Source organism: Xenorhabdus sp. PR6a (assembly GCF_028599065.1).
Lineage (GTDB): Bacteria > Pseudomonadota > Gammaproteobacteria > Enterobacterales > Enterobacteriaceae > Xenorhabdus > Xenorhabdus doucetiae.
Window position 1 is genome coordinate 1 of sequence record NZ_JAQRFJ010000156.1, and the last position, 1,439, is coordinate 1,439.

The window sequence follows — 1,439 nt, forward strand, 5'->3', positions numbered from 1 at the left end:
TCCGGTTTAATCACTTTCTAATGGAATCGTTTTTCAGGCGAGTACTACCGGCAGTTCAGCGCGCAATACGATCAAGCCATAGGTTGTTTCCAGCGTCACGGGATGATCCAATAAGCCGCTTTCTGTCAGCCAGTCACCCGCCAGATAAAGCTCGCCATTTTCTCGCACCCAATCGATCCCCTGATAAGGGTGGTTTTCGGTATTGTGGAACAATATGGCGAGATCCTGCTCGGTTTCTGGTTCAATCAGTGACAACATCAAGCCGTTGGCGAATTGTGCGATATGAAACAGTGCATCGGCCGAAAAACCAATTTGATTGAGCATATTGCCACTGATCACACATTCCGGCAATTCAGCAAAGTGAGATGAAAAATGAAGATCCATAAATACACTCCTTGTGAGAATTGAGTTGTTTTTACGTAAGCGTCCGGTCATCTTACCTTGCTTTGTCAGATATGACCTATATCACAAAAAAAGGAATTATTTAATGCCATTCCATTCAATGTGACTTATATTAAAAACGCTATACTTTTCATGTTCTATTACATTAACTTCCTTGTTTCTGGTATTAGATAATTTATAGAAGCCTCAATGGTCGAGCCCATTGAGGCTTCGTCACTTATTATTGGATTCCACTTACAGGTTAAGTTTAGTTTTTTCGTTATTGAATTAATAATGAAAATAGTTAAATTAGAAAGCGTTTAATATATTGTAAAATGGATTAGAGAAATTGATAAACGATACCGCTAAAAAAGATAATAGCCAGAAAAATAAAAAACGGTCTCATTATTTTTTGCCTTACAAAACGACGTATGATTTGCGCTTAACTAAAAGAGAGCCAAATTTAATAAAAATACTGATGCAAATCCAGGGCTATGAATATGGCTTTTTGACCGTGTTGGGTGTCCGCCCTTTATCTCAGCGGGGTAACAATAAAAACAGTGCCATCTATGTCGTACGGTGCCGGTGTGGTAAATACGCCGTCAGGACACTCAAGGCCATCAAAAATCCGGCTAATGTTAATGACATGTGTGAGCATTGCCAACACCTGTTTAAGCTAAGGTGCAGAGAAATCTTTCGCACTACCGGAAAAGATACCGATTTGTCAGAATTAACAGGCATTAAATATAAAAATTCTTTAGAAATTAAAGAATAATAGAATAAGGCGCACTTTGGCATTGAATTTTCGGTATACGCCTGATTCTCTCCCCGTGGAGCAGTCTGTCAGATATTATAAATGGACATTTGACCCTGCCAGATACACACGCTACCATCTGAATGTGACTATCTGTGATCTTATCGCCTGAAAGGATCACCTTCGGGTGGCGAACTAAAACTCCTGTAGCCTGTAAGGGAGAGCATCACAATGCGGTACATCTGCGCACTTTTGGAAGCAGATATCGTCGGACACATAACCCACCGTCCGGCGATGAAAGTTA

General features: G+C 40.3%; 2 protein-coding genes. One reads left to right on the forward strand and one right to left on the reverse strand.

The genetic code is table 11. From position 1 onward, the window contains the following. Positions 1-33: 33 nt before the first annotated feature. On the reverse strand, positions 34-384 hold the full coding sequence (locus PSI15_RS17980; protein WP_273584705.1) for a SymE family type I addiction module toxin: 351 nt from the start codon (positions 382-384) through the stop codon (positions 34-36). A gap of 346 nt (positions 385-730) precedes the next feature. Between PSI15_RS17980 and PSI15_RS17985 the strand changes: the two genes are divergently transcribed. Next, a complete protein-coding gene (locus tag PSI15_RS17985; protein WP_273584706.1) occupies positions 731-1,156 on the forward strand; it encodes a hypothetical protein in 426 nt (141 codons plus the stop codon). Positions 1,157-1,439: the final 283 nt, after the last annotated feature.